Origin of the sequence: Chryseobacterium sp. KMC2 (assembly GCF_016756935.1) — a bacterium.
Lineage (GTDB): Bacteria > Bacteroidota > Bacteroidia > Flavobacteriales > Weeksellaceae > Chryseobacterium > Chryseobacterium rhizosphaerae.
In genome coordinates this window covers 78950-97620 of record NZ_JAESIT010000007.1, presented here as the reverse complement: position 1 = coordinate 97620, position 18671 = coordinate 78950, and the positions used below count along the sequence as shown (strand labels likewise).

General features: G+C 36.4%; 19 protein-coding genes and 1 tRNA gene. 7 read left to right on the top strand and 13 right to left on the bottom strand.

The window, feature by feature from the left end; genetic code table 11:
* Window positions 1-62 precede the first annotated feature (62 nt).
* The 7 genes from JML65_RS10090 to JML65_RS10060 form a co-directional block, all read right to left on the bottom strand.
* Window positions 63-551 carry a DUF2938 domain-containing protein gene (locus tag JML65_RS10090; RefSeq protein ID WP_047496259.1) on the bottom strand — a complete coding sequence of 163 codons (489 nt, stop codon included), beginning with the start codon at window positions 549-551 and terminating at the stop codon, window positions 63-65.
* A gap of 9 nt (window positions 552-560) precedes the next feature.
* The gene (locus JML65_RS10085) at window positions 561-860 is read right to left on the bottom strand and encodes a thioredoxin family protein (protein WP_052188805.1); all 300 of its coding nucleotides are present in this window, start codon (window positions 858-860) and stop codon (window positions 561-563) included.
* 103 nt (window positions 861-963) lie between these two features.
* Window positions 964-2043, bottom strand: coding sequence for a DUF418 domain-containing protein (locus tag JML65_RS10080; protein ID WP_202270768.1), 1080 nt, complete (start codon window positions 2041-2043; stop codon window positions 964-966).
* Between the two features lie 101 nt (window positions 2044-2144).
* Window positions 2145-2711: a Crp/Fnr family transcriptional regulator gene (locus tag JML65_RS10075; RefSeq protein WP_115920005.1), complete on the bottom strand. Its 567-nt coding sequence runs from the start codon at window positions 2709-2711 to the stop codon at window positions 2145-2147.
* Between the two features lie 124 nt (window positions 2712-2835).
* The gene (locus JML65_RS10070; RefSeq protein WP_202270767.1) at window positions 2836-3786 is read right to left on the bottom strand and encodes a helix-turn-helix domain-containing protein; all 951 of its coding nucleotides are present in this window, start codon (window positions 3784-3786) and stop codon (window positions 2836-2838) included.
* A 136-nt stretch (window positions 3787-3922) separates the two neighbouring features.
* Window positions 3923-4261 carry a nuclear transport factor 2 family protein gene (locus tag JML65_RS10065; protein ID WP_202270766.1) on the bottom strand — a complete coding sequence of 113 codons (339 nt, stop codon included), beginning with the start codon at window positions 4259-4261 and terminating at the stop codon, window positions 3923-3925.
* 74 nt (window positions 4262-4335) lie between these two features.
* A complete protein-coding gene (locus JML65_RS10060; protein ID WP_084084616.1) occupies window positions 4336-4755 on the bottom strand; it encodes a GNAT family N-acetyltransferase in 420 nt (139 codons plus the stop codon).
* Between the two features lie 187 nt (window positions 4756-4942).
* Here JML65_RS10060 and JML65_RS10055 point away from each other — a divergent pair, with 187 nt between their 5' ends.
* Window positions 4943-5713: a hypothetical protein gene (locus JML65_RS10055; RefSeq protein WP_202270765.1), complete on the top strand. Its 771-nt coding sequence runs from the start codon at window positions 4943-4945 to the stop codon at window positions 5711-5713.
* A gap of 67 nt (window positions 5714-5780) precedes the next feature.
* Here the strand turns inward: JML65_RS10055 and JML65_RS10050 are convergent, their stop codons facing one another.
* The gene (locus tag JML65_RS10050) at window positions 5781-6923 is read right to left on the bottom strand and encodes a tetratricopeptide repeat protein (protein ID WP_202270764.1); all 1143 of its coding nucleotides are present in this window, start codon (window positions 6921-6923) and stop codon (window positions 5781-5783) included.
* 197 nt (window positions 6924-7120) lie between these two features.
* Between JML65_RS10050 and JML65_RS10045 the strand changes: the two genes are divergently transcribed.
* Together JML65_RS10045 and JML65_RS10040 are read left to right on the top strand one after the other, a co-directional pair.
* A complete protein-coding gene (locus tag JML65_RS10045) occupies window positions 7121-7624 on the top strand; it encodes a DinB family protein (protein WP_047496242.1) in 504 nt (167 codons plus the stop codon).
* 195 nt (window positions 7625-7819) lie between these two features.
* Window positions 7820-7904, top strand: a tRNA-Ser gene (locus JML65_RS10040).
* A gap of 231 nt (window positions 7905-8135) precedes the next feature.
* On the opposite strand, the gene JML65_RS10035 is transcribed toward JML65_RS10040, so the two are convergent.
* Complete coding sequence (locus tag JML65_RS10035; protein ID WP_202270763.1) at window positions 8136-8786, bottom strand: DUF6624 domain-containing protein; 651 nt, start codon at window positions 8784-8786, stop codon at window positions 8136-8138.
* Between the two features lie 448 nt (window positions 8787-9234).
* On the opposite strand from JML65_RS10035, the gene JML65_RS10030 reads away from it, so the two are divergent.
* Entirely contained in the window at window positions 9235-11412 is a 2178-nt protein-coding gene (locus tag JML65_RS10030; RefSeq protein ID WP_202270762.1) for a prolyl oligopeptidase family serine peptidase, read from the top strand.
* A gap of 120 nt (window positions 11413-11532) precedes the next feature.
* The gene (locus JML65_RS24120; protein WP_410669262.1) at window positions 11533-11799 is read left to right on the top strand and encodes a lantibiotic dehydratase; all 267 of its coding nucleotides are present in this window, start codon (window positions 11533-11535) and stop codon (window positions 11797-11799) included.
* Here JML65_RS24120 and JML65_RS10020 read toward each other — a convergent pair.
* A complete protein-coding gene (locus JML65_RS10020) occupies window positions 11760-12488 on the bottom strand; it encodes an NAD-dependent epimerase/dehydratase family protein (RefSeq protein ID WP_202270752.1) in 729 nt (242 codons plus the stop codon). The two genes, JML65_RS24120 and JML65_RS10020, sit on opposite strands and share 40 nt — an antisense overlap.
* Before the next feature lie 148 nt (window positions 12489-12636).
* Window positions 12637-13824, bottom strand: a complete 1188-nt coding sequence (locus JML65_RS10015; protein ID WP_202270750.1) for an MFS transporter — start codon at window positions 13822-13824, stop codon at window positions 12637-12639.
* 88 nt (window positions 13825-13912) lie between these two features.
* On the opposite strand from JML65_RS10015, the gene JML65_RS10010 reads away from it, so the two are divergent.
* The gene (locus JML65_RS10010; RefSeq protein ID WP_084084946.1) at window positions 13913-14758 is read left to right on the top strand and encodes an AraC family transcriptional regulator; all 846 of its coding nucleotides are present in this window, start codon (window positions 13913-13915) and stop codon (window positions 14756-14758) included.
* 685 nt (window positions 14759-15443) lie between these two features.
* Here the strand turns inward: JML65_RS10010 and JML65_RS10005 are convergent.
* Together JML65_RS10005 and JML65_RS10000 are read right to left on the bottom strand one after the other, a co-directional pair.
* Window positions 15444-15989 (bottom strand): hypothetical protein, encoded by a 546-nt coding sequence (locus JML65_RS10005; RefSeq protein WP_202270748.1) that lies wholly within the window; start codon window positions 15987-15989, stop codon window positions 15444-15446.
* A gap of 21 nt (window positions 15990-16010) precedes the next feature.
* Window positions 16011-17468 (bottom strand): DUF11 domain-containing protein, encoded by a 1458-nt coding sequence (locus JML65_RS10000; protein WP_202270746.1) that lies wholly within the window; start codon window positions 17466-17468, stop codon window positions 16011-16013.
* Window positions 17469-17907: 439 nt separating this feature from the next.
* Between JML65_RS10000 and JML65_RS09995 the strand changes: the two genes are divergently transcribed.
* A complete protein-coding gene (locus tag JML65_RS09995) occupies window positions 17908-18660 on the top strand; it encodes a hypothetical protein (protein WP_202270744.1) in 753 nt (250 codons plus the stop codon).
* Window positions 18661-18671: the final 11 nt, after the last annotated feature.

Here is an 18671-nt window from a genome sequence, read left to right as displayed (position 1 = left end):
AAAAAATGAACCAGAGCATTGGCTCCGGTTCATGAAATATATAAAACCAATGTCTTTACAGTCTATGTAAAAAGGATTGAAATAAATAATCCTGACAGATATAGTCCGATTCCATAAACTAAATGTACCTGTATACTCCGTAGCCTGGCCATAGAAGGATTAGGAAGCTTGGAAGCGGCAATCCCAAAGCCAAATGCAGGCTGCATCATCAGCCAGGGTGCTAACGTGGTAACAAGGCCAATAGCAATAGCTGGGAAAAGACGAGGCTGTATCAGCCAGTTTTCACCCCAGATCAAAAGAAGAACATATGCAAACATAATCCCTATAGAATAATGAGCCACCCAGCCAATCGCTTTTTCATTACGAATAGGAGAGGCCTGGATAATATTGGGATGACTGAATATTCCATTTTTAAAATGCCCAATCCATCGCCCAACAATCCGGTAATCTAAGGAAGGAATATTCCACAGTTTTTTGATAATAAGGGCGAATAGATCCATAAAAGCAGTTGCTCCTAAGCCGAGTAACACGGCATTTATTAACATATTCATTTTGACTTGTTATTTTAAACTGATCAGTTTCTGTTCTAAAGCATCTTCCGAAAGAACTCCTGAGCTGCGCCAAACCTCTGTGTTGTTTTTTAAAACCACAAAAGTAGGGACAGATCTGATTCCATACTTCACTGCAAGTTCCTGCTGTTGATCCACATCTACCTGATGCACATTCAGCCAGTCTTCCAGTTTCACTTTTAAAGTATTGACTACCGGCATCATGACTTTGCACGGAGCACACCATTCAGCATAAAACTGAAATAGCATTAATGAATCAATTTCCTGTACGTTCTGATTTCTCTGTATCATTGTTATAAAATTTATAAGAACAAAATTAGAGAAGTTGCTGGCTGTTCAGCTGACACAAATCAGGGAGAAAATGGCACAAATCAAAGATGATCTGGCTGGTGAATTAACCGGTTATTTTCCTCATGAGCATTTCCAGAGGCCCCTGCTTGTATTTTCTGCCCCAAAGTTTACTGAAATAAACACTTACAACAAAGAAAATAACAGAGTAGAGTAAAATGTAAACAGGTGACAGTGGTTTTTTGGCTGTTATTATTCCTGTATAGCCGTTCTCCTGAAATAAGGCAAACAATACGAGGCCTATACTGAGATGAGATACGTAATGAGTCAGTGTCATCTGACCGGTTCTTGCAAGATCCTGGGCCCATGTTTTTTCAGAGATATACTGGCTTACAAACATGAAACCTGCAATAAGCATCATTCCGAAACTCATGGTATTGAGAATAAAAGGCAGTACCGGAGGAATATAATCAGCATTGATGAATTCACGTGTTTCGGCACTCAGATTCATAAAAGTACTGGCATACCGGAATCCCTCTATACCAATGTATAACGCCAAACCGATACCAAACATTTTTTGTTGGGTTTGTTTCAGGCTCCAGTCCAGTCTTCCGAGGTAAAGACCAACGGCAAAATAAGCAAACCATGGGAAAATAGGATTCCATCCGTTGTAGAAGGTATTTCGTAAAAAACCGGAAACAGTCCGGAAATCAGTATACTCCAATGTTTCAAAATTCCATCCGGTTTCAAAAGGAATGAGTAACAATAGCAGGTGAAAAATAGCAATAGCTATGGCTGCGGCAATCAGATCATATTTTTTATCCATGAATATCAGCATGGCTCCTATGCTCATATACCCTCCATAAAGATGCAGAATGTCTGCAGGCCACCATTGGTAAAATAACATTCCAAAGACAAAGAGGAAAAGGGCTCTTTTAAGAATAGTTTTGCGGAGCTTCTTCCGGTCTTCATAAGTATAATCCTGAATCCGGTTGGTCATCAGGGCAACCCCCATACCGGCAAGTATCACAAAAACAGTACTTGAATGTCCACTGAAAAGCACCAGAAGCTTCCCGGGTAATGAGGTATCATCATGATTTCCAAATACCATATTGAAATTTACGATAAACATTCCAAAAATGGCATAAGCCCTTGCAAGATCGAACCCGATAATTCTTTTTTTCATATTACATGATCATTTGTGGCAAAAATCATGAATATGAACGGGCATTCCTTTGATAAAAGTCAAATAATAAACTGAACCGGTAGTAAGCTTACAGAGTAGTATCAGATTTTAGCCCTAATTCTGCTTAAGGTTTCCAGGGAAATTCCGAGATAAGATGCGATATGGGTAAGCTTCAGGTGATGAAAGTATTCCGGTGATTTTTTCAGGATACTTTCATATCTTTCCTTAGCACTTAAAGCATAAAAATCAAAAAGCCTGTCTTCGAGCCATATTGTATACAGTTCAGTTATTAAAATATCATATTCCATTAATTGCGGAAACTGTTTTTTTACCGTTTCAAAGGCAATGTAATCTACTGTCTCTACCGTTACATCTGTCAGGCATTCAATAATTTCTTTACCTGGCTTTTGATGGATATAGCTTTTAAAAGAAACCGCCAGATCATCTTTAAAGAAAAATTCCGTTGTTATCTCTTTTTTATCAGAAAAGAAAAATTTTCGGGCAACACCATGAATAATATGACGGCTTTTTCGGCATATTTCCCCTTGATGCAGGAGCACTTCCCCTTTTCTAAATTGTTCAACTACCGTTATTTTGCTAAGAGCTTCAAGAGTTTCCTGATCAAAAGAGGAGATTAAGGCCCGGATTTTTTCAATATGTTCTGTCATTTGGGATCTAAAATAAATTTTTCACAGTTGAACTTTCTGTATACTAATGATTTATATTTTTGGAGATTCAGAAGATATGTAATTTCATTCAGCAATTGGGTTAGAATCAGTTTTTTTAGCTGTGTTAATGTTTGTGGTTTTTTCGATATTGAAGAGGGGTCACACCAGTTTGTTTTTTGAAAAAACGGCCGAAATAAGAATCGTCGGTAAAATTAAGATCCATGGCAATCATAGAAACCGTAGCATTGGTTTGGAGAAGGCGTGATTTAGCTTCCTGTATCAATTGTTTTTGTATAAAATGGCTTGCCGGAAATCCTGTGACTTCCTTGATGGTATCATTTAAATGATTGGGATGTATATACAGCAGATCAGCGTAGTCTGCCACCTGTTTTTTTTCTATAAAATGCTGATTCACCAATAACTGAAACCGGGCTGTTAACTGGTCTTTTCTTGATAATGAAAAAGGTTCTTCAGCGGTATTTTTATTATAAATCCGCTCTGCTTCCAGAAGGATGATATTCAGGAACATCCTGGTAAGAAGATCATCATTGAAAGTTGTTTTCTGACATTTTTCACTATTTAATTTCCAGAACAGGTGCTCCATCATTTGAGTTTCACGTTCGGAAAGTTCAATAAAAGGTTTCCGGGTCATCTGAAAAAAAGGAAACTGATTGAGTTTGATCTGATGTTTGATACACAATAGAAAATAATCAGCCTCAAACATACAGAAAACACCTTTCACATCTTCACTCCAGCGATTGATAATATGTAGCTGGTTCTCACTTACAAAATATAGGGTTCCTGCTTTGAAGTGATAGGTTTGATGCCCTATGGTTTCTTCTATTTTTCCTTCGGTAAGAAGGATAATGCTGTAAAATTTTCGCCTGGTCTGTTTCCCTTCTATTGCTTTTTGCCCTTTTTTAAGACCTTCCAGCTTGGCAATTTCCAGAAAACCATTTCCGTGGGTATAGCTGACACTGTTGCATTCTTCGCAAAATGACACAGGAGCATCATTCAAATAAAAATCTTTAAAATCCTGTTCGTTTCGCAATTCTTTAATGTCGGAATGTCTCATTTTCAATTTCTCTTATTTTCCGGAGTTTGTTGACGGCTAAAGATAAGCATAGATGATGATTCCCGACGCAACAAAAACATCTATAAGCTGTATAGATGCTTTGTATAAAGGCAGTTCACTGATCAATCTGATTGTGTTATTGATCATTTAATAATGGTCTTGGATCAAAAAGAACCTGTAATGACTGGATCTTTTCATCTTTGATCTCATACCATCCTGATGCCAGTATTGTTTTTTCTCCCATAGTGATCTGATACCAGAAGCATACATCTTCACCGGCTGTAAATGCCTGAAGAATCTCGTATTTAAACTTCATCTGCTTCATGTCTTTGATGTACACCGAAGCATTATCCCGGCTTCCCAATACTCCTTTGAATTTAAATTCCGGGTCAAGACAGTTTTCAGCTTCATCAAAATTTTCGTCATTTAAATACTGGATAAATCGTTCTGCTAAATTTTTGGTTTTATTGTCCATACCTATTTGTTTTTCTGAAGACAAAATTAAGGGATTGTTGAGCATATACTTTGTGATTATCGTCACAAAAGTATTTATAACAAGCTTTTTCTGTAGTAGTACTTTTCAAAACCTTTAGGAAAGTCAGTTTCAATCCCAATCCTTACAAATCCCAGTTTTTCATAAAATTCAGGCGCCTGGAAACTAAAAGTATGTAATGAAATATAGTCGCATTTTCTGGCTTTACCTTCTTCTATAGCAGCTTTTATCAGTTGCTTACCCAGTCCACGACCTTTATAATCTTCAGAAACCGCAAGTTTGTGTATTTCAAGCGTTCCCCAGATCGAACGTCCATACAGTCCACCGGCAATTTTTTCATTGTCCTGTATGATCATTTCTAAAGGCTTGTTGATTGAGTCAATATGAACTGTGTTCTTCAGATTATGCTGATACAGTAAATCTGATACAGCTTCATAATATTCTTCTGTAATACTGTCTTTCTGGGCTATTTTCATTATGATTCAGGAATTTAATTGGGTTTAAATTACAAAAAATGCGACGGATGAAAAGCAAAAAAATTGTAAATATGCTCTTGTTAAGTATGGATGCTCCATTTTTCTTCAATTGGATACTGAATCATATGAAAACATAATAAGCATTCACAAAGCAAAAATTAAAAAATAAAACAGATAATCATAAACTATGAATACAATAATTCCTCATTTTTTTAATTATAAATGGTTGTTAATCATTGCAACGATGGTGATTTGTGGCTGTTCTGATTCTGGTAAGAAACAAAATATTCCTGGGAAAAATAAACAGGAAGCTACAGTGACAAAACCGGCACCGGCTATACCTGTTGCAGATACCCGGAAAGAACCTGCTGAATTTGTGCCCAAAGGATTTAGTGTTTTTGAAAAAGCCTATGGAGATTTGAATAAAGATGGGGTAGAAGACTGTATTCTCATCATAAAAAAAATTGACAAAGAGAATATTATTACTGATGAACACCGGGGAAAACTGGATCGGAATCGCCGCGGTATTATTGTCCTCTTTAAAACAAAAGAGGGGTATGAATTAGCCTCAAAAAATAATAATTGCTTTTCATCAGAGAATGAAGAAGGAGGAGTATATTACGCCCCGGAGCTGATGGTATATGCTGAAAAAGGAAATTTAAATATCCATTATGCTCATGGCAGATATGGCTATTGGAAGTATATTTTCAGATATCAGAATTCTGATTTTGAGTTGATTGGATATGAGGATAGCTCAAATACAGGTCCTACGGTCAACAGTACCACCAGCATTAATTTTTCTACAAAAAAGAAGCTTACAAAAATAAATACCAATGAAAATGCTGAGAGTGGGGATGAAGTTTTTGAAAGTACCTGGACATCCGTTACAATGCCAAAGTTACTCAGGCTTTCAGAAATTAAAGATTTCGATGAACTTGAGCTGTCATCTGCTGAATAAGAACAAATTAAAAAACCTGTACAGAATAGAGGTACAGGTTTTTTAAGGTTAAAAAGTTTTAATGCTCCTATTTCACACCCGTTAAAACAGCAATCCTTGTTTTTGCATAGGTTATCTGTTCTTTTTCCTTCTCCTGTTCCGGTTTGTTTTTAAGGTATAAATGATAATAGACTATAGCATTTTTGGGCTGCTTAAGACTGAGATCGTAGAGAAGGCCCAATCGGTAGTAAATACCATAGTTAGCTTTAAATGTTAATCCTCTTTTATAGGCTGTTAAGGCTTCATTAAATTGATTTTTAGCTTCATAAATTCCTGCCAGTGTGCTGTAATAAAGAGAAGTATGCTCTGATATGGCTTCATCAATGGTTTTTTGAGCATAAATTGCTGCTTTGTCATAATCTTTCAGTTCTCGGTAGCTCAGGGCTATATAATATAAAGTGCCTTCATTCTGCATACCCAGCTCTTCCAGTGCCTGATAAACGGTAATGCATTTCCGATATTCCTGTAAATGAAAATAAGCTTGCCCCATTTCGTTCATCACATTAGCATCGGTGTGGTTTTTCACTAGCTTTTCACCTACCTCAATAACTTCCCGATATTTTCCAAGCTGATTGGATAGGGGTAATTGAGCTTGCTGTAGCGTGAAATTTTCTGTATCTGAGGCAATAGCTGTTTCCAAAACATTGTAAGCCCGCTGATATTGTTTAAGATCTTTATAAGCCGTGGCTAGATCATATGCCACATCAGGGTCTTTAGTATTCAGAGTATTGGCTTTTTTAAGTAAGCTCAACCTTGCTTCAGGAGCATCTTCATAAGCTGCCAGTTGCTTATAGGCACTGAAATTAAGACTGTCGAGATGAATAATCTGCTGGAGGTAAGATTTTGCATTAGCAATATTACCCCGTTTGGAATTGATATGAGCCAAACTGAATAAAATAGGAAGATGGTCAGGCTGAATGCTATTCGCTTTAAGATAGCTTTTCTCTGCTTCCGGCAGTTTTCCTGCCATCATGTGGCAATAGCCGATTTGAGTCAGTGCTTTACTGTCCCGGGAATCTTCCGGATATATACTTTGTAAATATTGTGCGGCATCACCGTAACGCTGTGTTTCGTAATATTCGAGAAGTTTTTCAGTATCTATTTTTGCGGTTTGAGCTGTAAGGTGGATCGAATGGTAGAGGATGATTAATAAGAGAAACCGTATTTTCATGCTTGTTATTTTTTTTAACTAAAATATAGGATGTTTATTAAGTTTACAAATTTAACGGTCACTTATTGGTGATTTTTTTTAAGCTGAAAATAATACGGTCAAAAAAAGTAAGGATATTTCTGTCCAAAGATTTCTTATATTCACCATAGAGAAATCTAAAAAACTTCAATCTATCCATTCATTTAAAACGGACTATAATGGAAATAAAATCTGTACAATCTTTTGTCGACTATTATGAAAAAATCCGGGCAAGAACTCTCCGTATTATAGAAGTAGTGCCGCCGGAGCATATCAATTTTTCCTATAAACCGGGAAAATTCACGATAGGAGATCAAATAAGACATATTGCGGCTATTGAGCGCTATATGTACGGAGAAACGATCTCAGGCCGGAAAAGTGCTTATCCGGGATGCGGAAAAGAGCTGGCTGATGGTTATGAAAATACTGTTGCTTATTTTAATGAAATGCACAGGCAAACCATGGAGATTATTAATGGTTTTTCTGATGAAGACCTTAACCGGAAATGTTTAACCCCTGCAAATCACGAGATTTCAGTGTGGAAATGGCTTCGGGCAATGATAGAACATGAAATTCATCATCGTGCAGAATTATATATTTATCTCAATATGCTGGATGTAAAGACACCTCAGATCTATGGTTTATCCGCAGAAGAGGTGCAGGAAATGAGTGTAAAGCTGTAATACTTCTATCTTTAATGATCCAGAAAAAGTATAGACAAAAGAAAAATAAGCTGTAAAATACCGGAAAAGCCTGATGTATAGGAGGAAAATAAGGAAGGTTAAGAAAATATTAATTTTTGTTGGAAAATATTTTGCCAGGAATAAAAAACTTTCTATATTTGCACCACTGAAAACAACGATAGTATCGGAGTTTAAGGAGAGATGGCAGAGTGGTCGATTGCGATAGTCTTGAAAACTATTGACTGTAACAGGTCCGGGGGTTCGAATCCCTCTCTCTCCGCAAGAAAAAACCTTAGAATATTTATTCTAAGGTTTTTTTATTGTTTAGAGTTATCAAAATAGACTAAAGACGTACAATTGAAAGTGAACCATTCGGTGAATCGTTTTTAAATAGCATTTTGATTCACCAAACTACAAGCAAAAAGATAATGATGGGATTTTTTCAATTGTGAATTTTATGAAAATTAGAAAATAACCTATTTTTAATATTTATTTTTTTGCGATTTATATATTATTTATAAAATACAGGTTCTGTAATGCCTTCTTTTACTAATATATTCTTATTCATATTAAAATGCCTTTCGGTCATAAAGTTTAGATATTTCTTTAAAGAATCAAGACTATATTTTTTTCTCAAATTATCTACATTAACAGTATCAATAAGCCCTATTTTAGGCTTAGCTTGTCCATTTTCTTTGTAATCTACTTGTGTTCCAAATAGCTGTTTTTCACCGTTGTTAATCTTAATCCTATCATATAAAAGCGCATAATTTGCAGGGCTTGCATTTTTTTTATCAACTTCTTTTTCTAAGGATTTTAAAACTTTATTTTGAAAATCAACGGATTTGTCAGAGTGTTGGACAATTGCCCAAAACTGTGTTTCTCCTTTTTCTCCTACCTTATCAAATCCTAAATAGCCATATTTTTTATAAAGTAGCTCTGCTCTTTTTGTATTATCTGCCATAACACTGTCTTTAAATGTATTCCATTTTTCACGAGAGTAATTTGCATACTTTCCTTGGGGGATGTATGCCGCTACCTGATCAATTGTTCCCATAGCATCGATTTCATTTGTTAAGTTTCTTTTCTCAGTTGGTGACAATGTACTTTTACAACTGGTAATGAGCAATAACAGGGAAACAGCAATTATTCTTTTACTCATACTTGTTTTTTTAATAAATATAACTTTTATTTTTTCATCAATTTTGACAAATCGTAAAATTTTATTGCTTTCTGTTTAATTGGATTTTCACTCCACTCATCCCATTTCCCAGTATAATTATAGCCACATTTCAAAGGCTTGGAAACATCCAGCCCATCATTATTGTTTATGGTCCGTTTTTAAGTTTAGTAATATCAAGGCTTTATGTTAGTGTAAGTAATGTGGATTTATAAATCTATATATCTGTTTGTGTATGGTTTTAGAATATTTACTTTCTTTGTAATGACATTTAAAAACATTCAATAACGAAAAAACACAACTAATGAGACTTAATGCGATGAAAACAATTATAGGAGGTAGCGGTAGCCAAGCTGGCCTTAATGACCTGGGAATTGATCTACTTCCTGCTCCTCTTCAAATAGCCAGTAATAAGTAATTTCCAATAATAATGAAAATAAGAATATTTGTTATTGTCTGTTTACTATCAGCTTTTACTAATGCCCAAAAAAATACTTTAGCTCCGTCAAAACCAGTTACTGATGAATATTTTGGAATTAAAATCGTTGATGATTACAGAAATTTAGAAGATTTAGAAAATCCTAATACAACGAATTGGATGAAGTCACAGACTGATTATACCAATTCTGTTCTTAATCTCATTCCTAAAAGGAATTATTATGTAGATAAAAGGCTAGAGTTTGATAAGAGGCAAGGTTATTCCGTATCTGATTTGAAAATTACAGATAACAACAAATATTTTTATTTAAAGAAAAAGGGAGATGAAAAGGTAGCTAAATTATATTATCGAGAAGGATTTCAAGGAAGAGAAGTATTGCTTTATGATCCTGCTAACTATAGAAGTTCAGAAGTGAATCATGATTTTGTAATCAATTACATTAGTCCTAGCTGGGATGGTAACAAAATTGCTGTTTCAATGGCAGAGAAAGGAGTAGAACTTTCAGACTTAATTATTATCGATGTTAAAAAAAATCAAATTTATCCCGAATTTATTGCAAACACAGCGCCCGCTACTTTGGATGGGGTGAAGTGGTTAGATGACAATAATGGTTTTTTTTATGTTGCTTTGTCTACAACCGATTCAAAATCTAAAGATTTTTATAGAAATACAAAGACTGTTTTATATAGAATAGGAACAGATCCCAAAAAAGCAATTGATGTTTTTTCTGCTAAAAATAATCCTGATTTAAACATTAGTGAAGATCAGTTTCCTATGATTTTAGGCTCTGATATTAAGGCCCAGTATTATAAAGGAATGCTGGTGGATTTTCAATCCTATAGAAAAACATTTATAATTAGTAAAAAAGATTTATTAGCAGGTAAAAAAAATTGGAAACCTTTTTCTGAATCAAGTGATAAGGCAAAGAATTTAAGTTTTTGGAATGATAAGGTTCTTTTTCAATCATCTTTTAATTCATCTTTTAATAAACTATGTTGGACCAATATTACTAATCCGAATTTTAAAAATGCTGAAATTTTAGTTCCAGAAAAAAAAGACGAAATTATTAAAAGTTATAGGATCACTAAAGATGGTATTTATTACACGACGACTAAAAATGGAGTAGAAGCTAAATTGTATTTATATAAAGATGGGAAAGATAATCTTATTCAACTTCCTTATCCATCAGGAAATATTGACTTAGAATCTAAGGGAGAAAAGTTCTCGGATATTTGGATAACGTGTTCTGGATGGGCAAATGATGAGCAACGTTTTAAATATAATATAAACACTAATACATTCAATCCTGAAAATCTAGCCCCTATAGGAGAGTATCCTGAATTCAAAGATATTGTTGTTGAAGAGATTGAAATAAAAGCACGAGATGGAGAAGAAATTCCGATTTCTTTGATTTACAATAAAAATATTAAAAAAAATGGCAAAAATCCTTTATTGATTGATAGTTATGGTTCTTATGGGATTTCTACTAATCCTTTCTTTGCTAGGACTTATTTGTTATGGGTAAATCAAGGAGGAATGGTGGCTGTAGCTCATGTAAGAGGGGGCGGAGAAAAGGGGGAAAAATGGCGTTTGGGGGGATATAAAGAAACTAAGTCAAACACTTGGAGAGATTTAATAGACTGTACAGAATTTTTGATAAAAGAAAAATATACATCTAAAGATAAAGTTGCTATTTGGGGAGCTAGTGCCGGAGGAATTACAGTAGGAAGAGCAATGACCGAGAGACCAGATCTTTTTAAAGTTGTTATTGGTGAAGTGGGTTCACTGAATATGCTTAGAGATGAAGCAACAATCAACAGTCAACCAAAAGAGTTTGGAAGTGTAAAAGATCCAAAAGAATTTAAAGCTTTATTAGAAATGGATGCCTATCATCATATTAAAAAAGGAATTAAATATCCTGCAACATTTATAACAGGAGGAATGAATGATCAAAGAGTAGCAGTATGGGAACCTGTAAAATTTGCAGCCAAATTAATGGCCGATAACTCCTCTGATAATCCTATTCTTTTGCAAATAGATTTTAAAGGAGGGCACTCTGGTAATGTTCCTATTGCACAGCGATATGCTAATTTAGGAGATATGTTCACATTTGCGTTATGGCAATTAGGCCATCCTGATTATCAGCCAAAAGAAAATGCGAAAAAGTAAAATATCTTGTTTTCCTTATCATTTTTTGCTGAGTATGTTGTTCGGACTTCTTTGTTCTCGGTCAAAAACTTTCGAGAGTAGCTTAATAAAGATGATACTTCAGGTACAGTATTAAAGAAAATATGCAGCGATCCTATTTTTCAAGAGGCTATCTATTGGGTTTTGCCAGATTTGTATGATGAGATTAATAAATGGCTTCGCTCGGAAAAACAATTTTCTCCTGAAAACAATCAGAAACTAAAACATACCATACTAAAGTATTATAGCCGAATGAGTACACGCTGTACTCCATTCGTCTTGTTTGCAGGACTAAGGTTGGGAAAATTGGATAAAAATGTTCTCTTAATTTATTTTTTAAGCCTGAACAGATCAAAAGAATTGTATTGAGGATCGTAACCTGTTAAAAGTTTGGTCTTCTGGATATCAAGTCGCTTATATCTATTGTTGGAAATGGCATTTAGTATTTCAAATTTTATATTTTTAGATTCAATACACAGATGCAGGAGTTGATTTAAATCATCGGGATGCAGATAGGCGCTTAAATCCCGGGCGTTCATTTCTGTGAAATCCTCCGGAAATTCATAGGCTCCGATTCTAAGACATATGGCGCTTAAGTCACTGCTAAAACAATGGTAGGAAAGCAGGGCCTCCCCAAAACATTTAGAAACACCATATAGGTTTCCGGGCTTTATAGGCATCTCAGGATTAAGCTGAACGTCTTTGGGATAACCTTCTATCGTTTGTGCACTGCTTGCATAGATGATTTTTTTACAACCGGCTGCAAGGGCAGCATCAATAACATTCTTTGTTCCAATGATATTGGCATCCAGTAAATCATCAAATGTGGCATCTGGATTGGCAATGCCACCCAGATGAATAACAACTTCTACATTTTCACAAGCCTTTATGAGGCTTTCCTTATCTGTAAGATTTCCTTGAAAATATTCAATGGATGCATCCTGAATTTTGGGTGGATGGAGATCAAAAATTCTAATTTCATATTGATCTGAAAAAGATTTGATAAAGTGGCTTCCAATTTTTCCTGAGCCACCAGTAATTAATATTTTATTAGACATACGTATTGTTGAGGAAATTATATAAGTGGTTTAAGATAGTGATAAGTCCATGGTCACTACATGGAAGTTTCTATGTACAAATAAGGGAAAGGTTTACTGGAGAACGAATTGTTTCTTAACGGGAAACAGTTCGTTGGTTATAAAATACCTAGCTCTGCTCACATGCAGGGGCAACATGTTTCAATTGTTTTGCCTTTTCATTTTCTGCAATACTTTTCGGAAAGGTTACAAAGCTCAGAATAAATGTTACCGTCAACAGCAAAATACTCACCCATAAAACATACTGAACTCCATAATAAGCACTTACTATTCCGCCGAGAAATGCACCTAAGGAAATCCCAATATTATAGGATGAAGTCAATAGACTGTTAACGAATTCCAGTGCATGATGCGGAATAGACTGTGTGGTCCGGATATTTGAAACCAGAAATCCACCGGTATGGATCATACCCCAAAGGGAGATAATGATGACCATTGGAGTAAAAATTCCCCCAAGGTAATAAGCAAGAATCTGTACCGACATTAAGAGAAGTAAAAAGAGTCTCGCAGTTACAAGGACGTTGCGATTCAATGCTATTCCCATGAGCCAGTTCCCCAGAGTTCCCATGCTTCCGAAAAGAAGCAGCATCATGCTGATCTGTGCCCCGTCCATTTTTGTAATTTGCTCAAGATAGGCGGTAAGGTAAGTGTAGCTGGCAAACATTGCTGCCAATGTTGCTATACTGGAAATCAGGTTGAGCCAAAGAAGAGGACTTTTCAATATGGCTAGCTGATTTTGTGTGGATTTTGTATGATCTGCCGGAATAGAGGGGATAAAGAGCAACAGGCCGATAAAGGCAATTAAGCTTATAGCACTGCTAAGGAAAAATGATGCCTGCCAATGATGGAAGAGGTCTACAGCATAGGTTGTCAGGGGAATACCGAGCACTGTGGCTAAGCTTAATCCTAACATTACGGTAGATACTCCTTTTGCTCCTTTTTCTTTGAATGCAATGGCAATAGAAATATTCCAGAATAGAGGATGCAGTATCGCCGGTAATATTCGGGCGATCATCAGCGTTGTAAAATTTGTGGAAAAAGCAGAGATTAGGTTAGAAAGAACAAATATGCTCATGACCAGGCATAGCAGGAACTTTCGGTTTATTTTGGTTGTAAATGAAGTGATAAAGGGGGAGGAGACGGCTACAGTTATTGCAAAGGCACTAAGCAGCCATCCGGCAGTATCGATGGATACGCCGAATTGTCGACTGATAGTCGGTAGGATCCCAACGATCCCGAATTCGGTGGTAATGATGCCAAAAGCTCCCAGTGCCAGGACATAGATTGATGTTTTCATTAATGCTTACAATTTTAATATAGCAAATTTGAACAGAAAAATCGTAAAAAATCAGTATATTTTAATGATAAATGGGTATTTTTGTCTTATGAAAAGAGAGAATATAGATCAATTGGTAAAGGTAGAATACCATCAGGCTGCCAACTGTCCCTTAAAAGACAGTCAATTCTCCTTTTTCCAGATTGTATATGTCATTTCAGGAAAAGGATTTCTTAAGATCAATAATAATATGGCCTCTTACAGTGAAGGAAGCCTGATTCTCCTGACACCCAATGATCTGCACTATCTGGAAATTATTGAAAAAACGGATCTTTTGCTGGTGAAGTTCAGTGAACGGTATGTAAAGGAATACAAGTGGAACAGCATTAATTCGATGGAGTGTCTGTTGTATGGAGCTTCTTTTTTATCCGGATGTATTCTGCAGAATAAGCCTGACATTGTCTTGGTTGATTCAATCGTCGTTTCGCTGCTCCATGGCCTGAATCATCCTGACCTCTATCATGAGGAACTGACTCTGCATTATGTGAATGCGTTGATTGTAATAGCAGCCAGAAATATTTCAAAGATGAGAGCGGAGAATGTAGCTTCCAATACCGATAAAAGAGTCCTTGATATCATTGATTATATCCAGGGAAATATCCATGATCCGGCATTGTTAAAGGTTTCTGCGATCTCCCAGAAGTTTGGGTTTTCTGAAAGCTATCTGGGAAGCTACTTTAAAAAACAATGTGGAGAAACCATACAGCATTTTATATTGAATTATAAAATAAGATTGATCGAGCACCGCCTTCTTTTCAGTGATATGCGGGTCAATGAAATTGTAACCGAGTTTGGTTTTTCAGATGAAAGCCACCTGAATAAGTTTTTTAAAAAACGACATCATATGAGCTTAACGGAGTTCAAAAAGACAAAAGGGCTTGTATCAATGGCTTAATGATCTTATTCTCATTTCTAAATTTTTGAGATTACAATAAATACCATGAAAAACCTTGAATTAATAATAGTATCTGTTTTAAATGCAGCTGTCCCTGTTTGCTTATATTACATGATTATCTTTTATTTGTTCTTTACCCATGGATCAGGAAACGGTGCAGAGATCTATGTGGAAAACTATGGTATCTACTGGATGCTAGGATATGTTATAGTGGGAATCTTGCAAGCATTTCTGGTATATCGTTTTTTTAAAATACAAAAGCTTTATCAATTTCTTTTAATCGTCCTAATACTCATGATATATTCTTCTGTTGCTTACACCAATATGTATTAAGCAATGCAGGATATAAGGCTGTAAATGTAAATACTTGGTAATGAGGAAAAGTCCGGCTACGCAAAACCGGAGAATACTCTGTCCTCCGGTGCATGAAATAAGTGTAATGAAATCCGGAACCAGATACTTAAAAACGAGTGTCCTTAGATTTTTATAAAAATACTTCGGAATATTGAGTGTAAGATGATCCGAATTATTCAGTCTCTTGCTTTTCTTATGCCATACTTATTCTTGGCAGCCAGAAAAACAAAAAAATAACAGAGAAAAGAATAGATATCCTTTCTCCGTTTTTCAAGGTTTGTGTTATAAATTTGAATGAGGTAAGGTGTTTTTTAAGAGACAAATAGTTGATCTATATGTCGGCCATCCAATATGACCACTTACTTCCATTAAATACAGCAAGTCTTTTGGCTCCGTTTTTACGGATGAAAACAATCATTCCGGGAGACGGGTTGGGAATCTCGTCCGTAGTTTCTGCCGCAGGAAGAAGCATAGCCTTTGTTTGAGATTCCAACACCAGTACTCCGTTGGCTGAGGAACTATTGGAACCGATAATAACCTTTGCATTTGATTCTTCTGAGACCTGAGCACTTGTTGGCTGGTTAGAAAGAGCGGAGCTGATGTCAGCATCCTGCCCACTCAAATCAATCCAGGACCCGTTATAATATTTTATTCTTGCTGCAGTATTTGCAGACGCATCAAGAAGTAATGTCCCTTCGGTAGGGGATGAAGGAAGACTGCGCGTATAAGGAAGGATGATTCCTTTACTTTGTCCTTCCGGAAATTCGAGCAAAACAGATGTTTTGTTAGCTGCTGAACCTGTTGCATTTCCAATGATAACCTGTGAAAACATCACGGTTGAAAAGATCACAGATAGAGTCGTAAATAGCTTTTTCATAACTTAATATTGATTTTGTAATTATGGGCAGGTAGGAGTTGAAAAGCAGCTCCATACTCCATCTGCATATACTTTAAGGCACTTGTCAGTGGTATCATATACCATCATTCCTTCAACGGGATTGGTAATATTTCCTAAAGAAGCTTTGGGGATTCGGCTGATAACAAGCCCTTTCGTGTCGGATTCCAGGACCAAATGGGCTGAATTTCTTATCGTTGGCCAGGTATTGCTGCCTGCTCTTTGTAAAGTGGTAATCCCGAATTTAGAGCCAATACCAGCTGAGGCTGTGTTTCGGTCCTCATAACATACGGTCTGTACATTCGGGGTAGAAGAAGAACTGTTGTCTGAAGAATCAGCTTCACTCAGATCACCGCCAATACTAGCTGTATTAGTAAAATTCCCAGAATAGTTCACCTTTGCAGTGATATTTAAAACAGAAGAAGCCCCATCATTTAGATTTCCGATATCCCATATTCCTGAGGCGGTATTGTAAGATCCTGTTCCTGCTGTGGCACTGATGAAGCTGTAACCGCTCGGAAGCTGATCAGTCACTTTGATATTGGTGTTGTTTGAAGCACCGTTATTTTTTGCTGTTAGGGTAAAAACTACATTGGAACCGCTTTTAGGAGCTTGATTATCTACAGTTTTGGATACTGAAAGATTGCTCTCCAATGTAGAAAGGCCTATCGTAATACCATCCGCTCCTCCCCAGGAAGAGGCATTACCATCCCCTCTGATTCCCACTCTCAACGTTAAAGTGGTTATTCCCTGACCATTGACCAATACTGATCCGGATGCTGAATTGGTACCGTTGGCTGTAGGATTTACAGCAGAATTTTTGATAGCGGAAGAAGTTATCGTAAAACTTGCACTGTTACCGGAAAGCCTTGAAAAGGAAACCGGAACATTGGATGAGACATAGTCAAATCCTCCTGCAAACCCCAGATTTCCCTGGAACCCACCCATTCCTCCAATATGGAGAATAGGATTGCTCACAGGTCTGTTGAAGGTAATAGTCAGATCTGCCATCGGATAGTTTCCATTAGTGGGACGTCCGGATAATGCAGCTGCATTTATGGTAAGATTAACTCCTCTGTTATTGGTAACATTAATCCCTGTTCCTGTTGCAGCACCGGAAGATGTAAAAGTATTATTTGATGGAGCGCCGGCAGAATTCATTAAAGGATAAATTAAAGCCCCTGACGAACCTGTCCAGCCTATTCGGGCTCCATTGGAATACGTTTGGTTTGAAAGACTAAAAGTAGCACTTAAAGCAGGCTGATATAATACGAATGAGGTCCCTGAAGGATTATTGGTATTTTTTATAAAATTAATCGTTGTAGTGGTTACAGGACCGTTCCCGGTAGGATTTCCATCTCCAGATACAGTAGCAAATTCCAGATTGGGAGCCGTCTGGCCAAACAATGGAAATAGAGAACCGATCGAGAATAAGAGAAGGATGGGTAATTTTTTATCCATAATATTTATCATTTAGGTAGAGAGGAGGTAGTTGTTATTTTTTAACGTGACAAAAGTACCTCAATACTTTACCGAATAACGGCAGCAAATCATTCAATCGGTTATGAATTTTATATCAGATTGAACAGACTGTTCTCTGATTTTACAATATCTTTTTTCATTCTCTAATCCCTTAGTTTTTTTCAGATTCTATAGGTAGTGGGTTATAATATCTGTAACTGATTGAATGATTTATAACCTCTTATGCCGCAGAATTGTTGATAATTTAGATGTTATAATTCATGAAGGCATCTGGGAAGATGGCACCTGTTTTTTCTGTTTTTTAAATGATTATTCACTCTCATCTTCTCAAAATGCCTGGTGAGGGGGCGTGTACTATTTGCCTCTGGCAAGAACTCAGACCCCGCTATCATATAAAACCATTTCTAAAACTATCAATATGAAAAAAGTACTACTTATCTGTTGTTATGTATCCCTGACAGAAGTTCTTTCAGGACAAGTGGGGATTGGTACAACGCAACCGGATCCATCCGCAGTACTGGATATTGTTTCCGGGAGTAAAGGACTGCGGTTGCCCATCGTTAATTTGTCTTCAACGGAAGACCAAAGTACGGTACCTTCTCCCGTAAAGGGATTTATCGTCTATAATCAGGAAGAAAACGGAACAGGTTATACAGCTGTTACCAAAGGATTGTATTCTTATAATGGAAGTCGTTGGAATAAACTTCTTAGCCATAAAAATGCAGAGGAGAAAATTTTAGAAATTCCTTTTCTGGCTCCCATGTTTGTTGCTAGTAATTTGGTGACGGGGGTTCCGGCGGCACAGAATGCAGACTCAACTGTATTGCTGACGTTTAACAAGCTTGACTACAATTTTCAAAACGGAGTGACAGGAACAGCTCCTGATTATGATGGATATACCATTCCGGAAGACGGAGTTTATTCTATATCTTTTGCTGTTGATATGAGGAATATTTCCGGAGATGCCAATGGGGAACAGGTTGTTTTTGTAAGAAGAAACGGAACAAACATCTGTGCATATGGCATGCAGCGGAAATTTCAGTTTGGAGGAATATCTAATGATTGTACCTCTTCATTGTCAGCCGGAGATATTATTTCTTTTACCGCAAGATCTACCGGAGCCGCATATCAGATTTACAATACCAATGTTTCCATTTACCAATCACATTAAAAATATTCAGC

Excerpts from the sequence above, each read along its gene's own strand:
- JML65_RS10090 (WP_047496259.1), bottom strand. The coding sequence starts at position 551 with ATGAATATGTTAATAAATGCCGTGTTACTCGGCTTAGGAGCAACTGCT.
- JML65_RS10085 (WP_052188805.1), bottom strand. The coding sequence starts at position 860 with ATGATACAGAGAAATCAGAACGTACAGGAAATTGATTCATTAATGCTA.
- JML65_RS10080 (WP_202270768.1), bottom strand. The coding sequence starts at position 2,043 with ATGAAAAAAAGAATTATCGGGTTCGATCTTGCAAGGGCTTATGCCATT.
- JML65_RS10075 (WP_115920005.1), bottom strand. The coding sequence starts at position 2,711 with ATGACAGAACATATTGAAAAAATCCGGGCCTTAATCTCCTCTTTTGAT.
- JML65_RS10070 (WP_202270767.1), bottom strand. The coding sequence starts at position 3,786 with ATGAGACATTCCGACATTAAAGAATTGCGAAACGAACAGGATTTTAAA.
- JML65_RS10065 (WP_202270766.1), bottom strand. The coding sequence starts at position 4,261 with ATGGACAATAAAACCAAAAATTTAGCAGAACGATTTATCCAGTATTTA.
- JML65_RS10060 (WP_084084616.1), bottom strand. The coding sequence starts at position 4,755 with ATGAAAATAGCCCAGAAAGACAGTATTACAGAAGAATATTATGAAGCT.
- JML65_RS10055 (WP_202270765.1), top strand. The coding sequence starts at position 4,943 with ATGAATACAATAATTCCTCATTTTTTTAATTATAAATGGTTGTTAATC.
- JML65_RS10050 (WP_202270764.1), bottom strand. The coding sequence starts at position 6,923 with ATGAAAATACGGTTTCTCTTATTAATCATCCTCTACCATTCGATCCAC.
- JML65_RS10045 (WP_047496242.1), top strand. The coding sequence starts at position 7,121 with ATGGAAATAAAATCTGTACAATCTTTTGTCGACTATTATGAAAAAATC.
- JML65_RS10035 (WP_202270763.1), bottom strand. The coding sequence starts at position 8,786 with ATGAGTAAAAGAATAATTGCTGTTTCCCTGTTATTGCTCATTACCAGT.
- JML65_RS10030 (WP_202270762.1), top strand. The coding sequence starts at position 9,235 with ATGAAAATAAGAATATTTGTTATTGTCTGTTTACTATCAGCTTTTACT.
- JML65_RS10020 (WP_202270752.1), bottom strand. The coding sequence starts at position 12,488 with ATGTCTAATAAAATATTAATTACTGGTGGCTCAGGAAAAATTGGAAGC.
- JML65_RS10015 (WP_202270750.1), bottom strand. The coding sequence starts at position 13,824 with ATGAAAACATCAATCTATGTCCTGGCACTGGGAGCTTTTGGCATCATT.
- JML65_RS10010 (WP_084084946.1), top strand. The coding sequence starts at position 13,913 with ATGAAAAGAGAGAATATAGATCAATTGGTAAAGGTAGAATACCATCAG.
- JML65_RS10005 (WP_202270748.1), bottom strand. The coding sequence starts at position 15,989 with ATGAAAAAGCTATTTACGACTCTATCTGTGATCTTTTCAACCGTGATG.
- JML65_RS10000 (WP_202270746.1), bottom strand. The coding sequence starts at position 17,468 with ATGGATAAAAAATTACCCATCCTTCTCTTATTCTCGATCGGTTCTCTA.
- JML65_RS09995 (WP_202270744.1), top strand. The coding sequence starts at position 17,908 with ATGAAAAAAGTACTACTTATCTGTTGTTATGTATCCCTGACAGAAGTT.